The sequence below is a fragment of the Segatella maculosa DSM 19339 = JCM 15638 genome, from assembly GCF_000382385.1.
Lineage (GTDB): Bacteria > Bacteroidota > Bacteroidia > Bacteroidales > Bacteroidaceae > Prevotella > Prevotella maculosa.
The window spans coordinates 1-4,411 of record NZ_KB908364.1; the positions used below are offsets into that span (position 1 = coordinate 1).

General features: G+C 56.8%; 5 protein-coding genes. All 5 read right to left on the reverse strand.

Going from position 1 to position 4,411, the window contains the following annotated elements; translation table 11 throughout:
- Window positions 1-82: 82 nt before the first annotated feature.
- Window positions 83-2,593: a TraG family conjugative transposon ATPase gene (locus H164_RS0114085; protein WP_019969223.1), complete on the reverse strand. Its 2,511-nt coding sequence runs from the start codon at window positions 2,591-2,593 to the stop codon at window positions 83-85.
- Window positions 2,577-2,927: a DUF4133 domain-containing protein gene (locus tag H164_RS0114090; protein WP_004351903.1), complete on the reverse strand. Its 351-nt coding sequence runs from the start codon at window positions 2,925-2,927 to the stop codon at window positions 2,577-2,579. Before H164_RS0114090 ends, H164_RS0114085 begins: the two co-directional genes overlap by 17 nt.
- 21 nt (window positions 2,928-2,948) lie before the next feature.
- The gene (locus H164_RS0114095) at window positions 2,949-3,251 is read right to left on the reverse strand and encodes a DUF4134 domain-containing protein (protein WP_009162067.1); all 303 of its coding nucleotides are present in this window, start codon (window positions 3,249-3,251) and stop codon (window positions 2,949-2,951) included.
- A 158-nt stretch (window positions 3,252-3,409) separates the two neighbouring features.
- Entirely contained in the window at window positions 3,410-4,099 is a 690-nt protein-coding gene (locus tag H164_RS0114100) for a hypothetical protein (RefSeq protein WP_019969224.1), read from the reverse strand.
- On the reverse strand, window positions 4,096-4,353 hold the full coding sequence (locus H164_RS0114105; RefSeq protein ID WP_004351993.1) for a DUF3408 domain-containing protein: 258 nt from the start codon (window positions 4,351-4,353) through the stop codon (window positions 4,096-4,098). The genes H164_RS0114100 and H164_RS0114105 overlap by 4 nt, the downstream gene beginning before the upstream one ends.
- Between the last annotated feature and the right edge of the window lie 58 nt (window positions 4,354-4,411).

Consider the following 4,411-nt stretch of genomic DNA (forward strand, 5'->3'; position numbering starts at 1 on the left):
TGTCCAATGAGCTGGACAAGTTAGTCCAAGTGTTTGGACACGTTTGGCTAAACCGATACATCCAATGCTATGTCCGACGGGATTAGCCGCTCCGTGCCGCCCGCCTTCGCTCGGCCAGCTCCCGGATAGCTTTCTCGATGTCGCCGCCGTACTGCTCCGCCAGTGCGCGCACCTCCACTTTCTCGGTCTCCTCGGTGGTGTAGGCGAGATATTCCTCGGGACTTACCTCCGTGGCGTAGACGGCACTCTGCACGCCGCCCAGCCCAATCCACACCTCCTTGTAGAGCCGCCCCGGGTGGTTGGCCATGTTGATGGAGAGAATCTGACCGCGTTCCTTGTCGGTGAGCCCCAAGAGCGCCTGTATCTGGTCGAACTTGTTCATGTACTTGCGCTGGTCGAGCAGTATCTTGCAGTCGGAGTTGTTGATGATGCTCTCCTTGACCACGGGCGAGGAGATGATGTCGTCTACCTCCTGCGTCACCACGATGGCCTCGCCGAAGTATTTTCTCACCGTCTTATACATGTAGCGCAGGTATTCGGCCATGTTCGCCGAGGAGAGCGCCTTCCACGCCTCTTCCACGATGAGCTGCTTGCGCACACCCTTGAGTCGCCGCATCTTGCCTATGAAAGCCTCCATGATGATGATGGTCACCACGGGGAAGAGTTCGCGGTTCTCCTTGATGCTGTCGATCTCGAAGACGATGAAACGCTTGGAGAGCAGGTCGATGTTCTCCGCCGAATTGAGCAGGAAGTCGTAACGTCCGCCGCGGTAGTACTGCCGGAGCGTGGTGAGGAAGTTGTCGATGTTGAAGTCGGACTTCTCCACCTTGATGTCGCGTGCCTCCAGCTCCTGCCGGTAGGTGCCTTTCATGTACTCGTAAAAGGTGTTGAAGCAGGGCGTGACGCTCCTGTCGGCACGTATCAGCTCCACATAGGCGGACACGGCGCTGCCCAGCTCGGCGGACTCGGTCTTGGAGACTTCCTGACTCTCGCTCTTCCACAGCGTGAGCAGCAGCGTCTTGATGCTGTCCTTCTTCTCCACGTCGAAGACGTAGTCGTCGGTGTAGAAAGGATTGAACGAGATGGGCTTCTCTTCCGTGTAGGTGAAGTAGACGCCGTCCGCCCCGCCCGTCTTGCGCCGTATCATCTCGCAGAGTCCCTGATAGGAGTTGCCCGTGTCCACGAGCACCACGTGCGTGCCCTGCTCGTAGTATTGGCGCACGAGGTGGTTCATGAAGAACGACTTGCCGCTCCCGGAGGGACCGAGCACGAACTTGTTGCGGTTGGTGATGACGCCGCGCTTCATGGGCAGGTCTGAGATGTCCAGATGCAGGGGCTTGCCCGTGAGGCGGTCGACCATCTTGATGCCGAAGGGCGAGGGCGAGCTGCGGTAGTTGGTCTCTTCGGCGAAGAGGCACACCGCCTGCTCGGTGAACGTGTAAAAGCTCTCCTCGGCGGGGAAGTCGGCGCCGTTGCCGGGCATGGCCGCCCAGAAGAGCGTCGGGCAGTCCACGGTGTTGTGGCGCGGCATGCACTCCATGCTCGCCAGCTGGCTGCCCGTGTCGTTCTTGATGTGCCTGAGCTCCTCCTCGTCGTCGCTCCATGCCATGACGTTGAAGTGCACCCTGACGGAGGTCAGCCCGAAGGAGCGTGCCTCGTTGAGGTACTCCTCGATCCAATCCTGATTGATGGCGTTGCTGCGGCTGTAACGTGAGAGCGACTGCATGTTCTTGGCGGATTTTTCGAACTTCTGCAAGTTCTCCTCGCTGTTGTCGAGGAAGAGGTACTGGTTGTAGATGTGGTTGCAGGGCAGCAGCAGTCCCACGGGTGCGGCGAACGACAGGCGGCAGTCGGAGCGGTCGGTGGAGAGCTGTTCGTAGCGGATGTCGGTGGCCACCTTGGCGGGCAGGTCGCCCGGCTCGGAGAGGGTGAAGAGGCACAGGCGGTTGTCGCCCACCCGCATCTCGCGCGGCGAGAGGTCGATGTCCTGCAGGCAGGTGTCGCCCTCGGGCAGCAGGGAGAGATACCGCTCAATGATGCCCGCCGTGTCGTCGGTGCCGACCAGCTCCTCGTCTGAGAGTCTCTTCAGCGTGATGAAGCCCGAGTCGTTCATGATGCGCTCGAACTGCTCCGTAGCCTCCAAGAACTTGCCTGCCGTCTCTTTGTCGACTTCCTTGGGCACGATGTGTCCGCGGCAGAGCGTGGAGAAGTTGCTCTCGCGGCGGTTGCGCTCCTTGGTCGTCTTGGTGAGGTAGAGGTAGCAGCTGTGTTTGAGGTACGGGCGTTCGTTGAAGTGCCGCTCGAAGCTGCGGGAAAGAAAACTCATGTCCTCCTTTTGCAGGTCGGGACGGTAGCTTTCCCTAATGAACCAGTCCTGCTTGTGCACGATGCAGAAGTCGGGCAGCACCTTGACGGCCTTGCACCATGCGGCGTGTATCGCCTCGTACTCCTGCGCCGTGACCGTGTAGAGTTCGGGCAGCGTCACCGCGAAGCAGACCGTCAGGTCGGCATCTTTGGAGATGATGCACCCGCTCTCCACGGCAAGCAGGGGCAGCTTGTTTTCCACCGTGGTGGCTTTAAGAATGTTCCTCATTTTCGTCTTTCTTTTTAAGTTTCTTGTGTCTGATGATACGGGGAAGGGATTTGCGGTGGAGCAGGTAGCGCGGACGGTTGCGGGCGGCACCGAGCTTCATGAGCCCGTGCGCGCCGTACTTGCGGTTCAGGGCGAACGTACCCCACACCAAGGCGGAGGCGGAGACGACCCCGAAACCGATGCAGAACCACTGGTCGATGCCCGTCATGTAGAGGATGACGAACAGGACGAACAGCGTGAGCAGTCCCGCCGCGAAGATGAAAAGGTACTGCGCCTTGAGCCCCTTGAATTCGACCGACGCCCCGATCCCCTTGTTGATTGAAAACTCAGCCATCGTTCCTATTCCTTTCGTCGTTTAGAGGAAGAAGGAACGCAGGATAGTAGCCGCCACGATGAGGAAGATGCAGGCACCGAACCAAGAGGCAGCGGTCTTCGAGGTGTCCGGATCGCCGGATGAGAACTTCGAATACACCTTCATTCCTCCGATAAGCCCCACGACGGCGCCGATGGCGTAGATGAGTTTCGTGGCGGGATCGAAATACGAGGTCACCATGTTCGTGGCTTGGTTGATGCCCGAGAGACCGTTGCCCTGCGCAAGGGCGGAAGCGGCAGTAAAAAGCAATACTGCCGAGAGAAATAGTTTTTGCTTGTTGTTCATAAAACGTTGTTTGGTGACGGGCGTGTATGAAAAACGCTCATACGCCGCCCGTCGGGGTTGAATTGAAATTGTCTTACTTAATTTTCTTGTGGATATAGTGGCAGCAGGTGCACCTTATCCGTAGTCCTTTTCTTTCATTGTCGTTTCTTGTTAATGGGTTATACAAAATCGCGGATATCGAAGTCTTCGATGCGCACGGGAAGGACGATCGGTTTTGCCTCTGCGGCACGGGCGGTATAGAGGTCGATGACCTCGTTGACCCTGTCGGAGATGCCGGCGAAGCTATCGGTGAGCTTTTGAAAGAGTTCCGTCTCGGCGATGTTCTTGAAGGTCTTGCCGGCGTGGAGCTTTTCTGCTTCGTCCGCTTCGGGCTTCCTCACGGACTTCACCGCCCTGTCGATGTCCTCGAAGCTCGTTCCCCTTGCCGCAGGTGTATCGGGCGCATCGTCCTCTACGTCTTCGTTTCCGTCTGCAACGTCATTTATCCTGATGTCGGTAAAGGCTTCGTCGAGGCGGTCAGTGGGAACTTGCCGGGAAGGCTTCTCGTCCGTTTCGTCGGCAAAGGTAGTGTCTTCGATGTCTACCGCCTCCGTTTTTTCCTGCGTGGCAGCTTGTGGCGCCGTAGTGGCAGCGAGTGGCGTCGTCCTTTCCTGTTGTGCGGGTGCTGGCGTCTCCATCTTGAAACGGCTCTTGCCAACGATTTCGGCAACCTTGTCCTGCACTTTGCGCTCCTTCTCCTTCTCTTCCCTTGAAGCCGTTTGCTCTTTGGCGGGAGATGGTCTGCTCAAAAGATGATAGGCCAGCCAAGCATTGTATGCCAGCAGGGCGATGATGAGAAAGGTCGTCATAGCTCCATGTTCTTAAGCAGGGCTTCCTCATAGAGGGCTTTGAGTTCTTCTCCGTGCGTTCTGAAATGTTCTTCGAGCATGTTGCACAGTAAATCAGAGATATTAACCCTGTTGCTGCATATAAGCTGTACGATTTTGAGCATTTTCTCATGATAGACGACCGGAATGTACACCTGTTTGCCGTCTCTTGCCGTGTAATGCGTCTTCTTCAAGAATGTTTCCCTGTAAAGGGAGAGGTTGTCTTTCTTTTCCATTGTCTTTTGTTTTTAGAATATTGAACTGTTGTTTTCATATAACTTTTTGATTTCTTCG

Coding starts and splice junctions, on each gene's coding strand:
- H164_RS0114085 (WP_019969223.1), bottom strand. CDS start 2,593: ATGAGGAACATTCTTAAAGCCACCACGGTGGAAAACAAGCTGCCCCTG.
- H164_RS0114090 (WP_004351903.1), bottom strand. CDS start 2,927: ATGGCTGAGTTTTCAATCAACAAGGGGATCGGGGCGTCGGTCGAATTC.
- H164_RS0114095 (WP_009162067.1), bottom strand. CDS start 3,251: ATGAACAACAAGCAAAAACTATTTCTCTCGGCAGTATTGCTTTTTACT.
- H164_RS0114100 (WP_019969224.1), bottom strand. CDS start 4,099: ATGACGACCTTTCTCATCATCGCCCTGCTGGCATACAATGCTTGGCTG.
- H164_RS0114105 (WP_004351993.1), bottom strand. CDS start 4,353: ATGGAAAAGAAAGACAACCTCTCCCTTTACAGGGAAACATTCTTGAAG.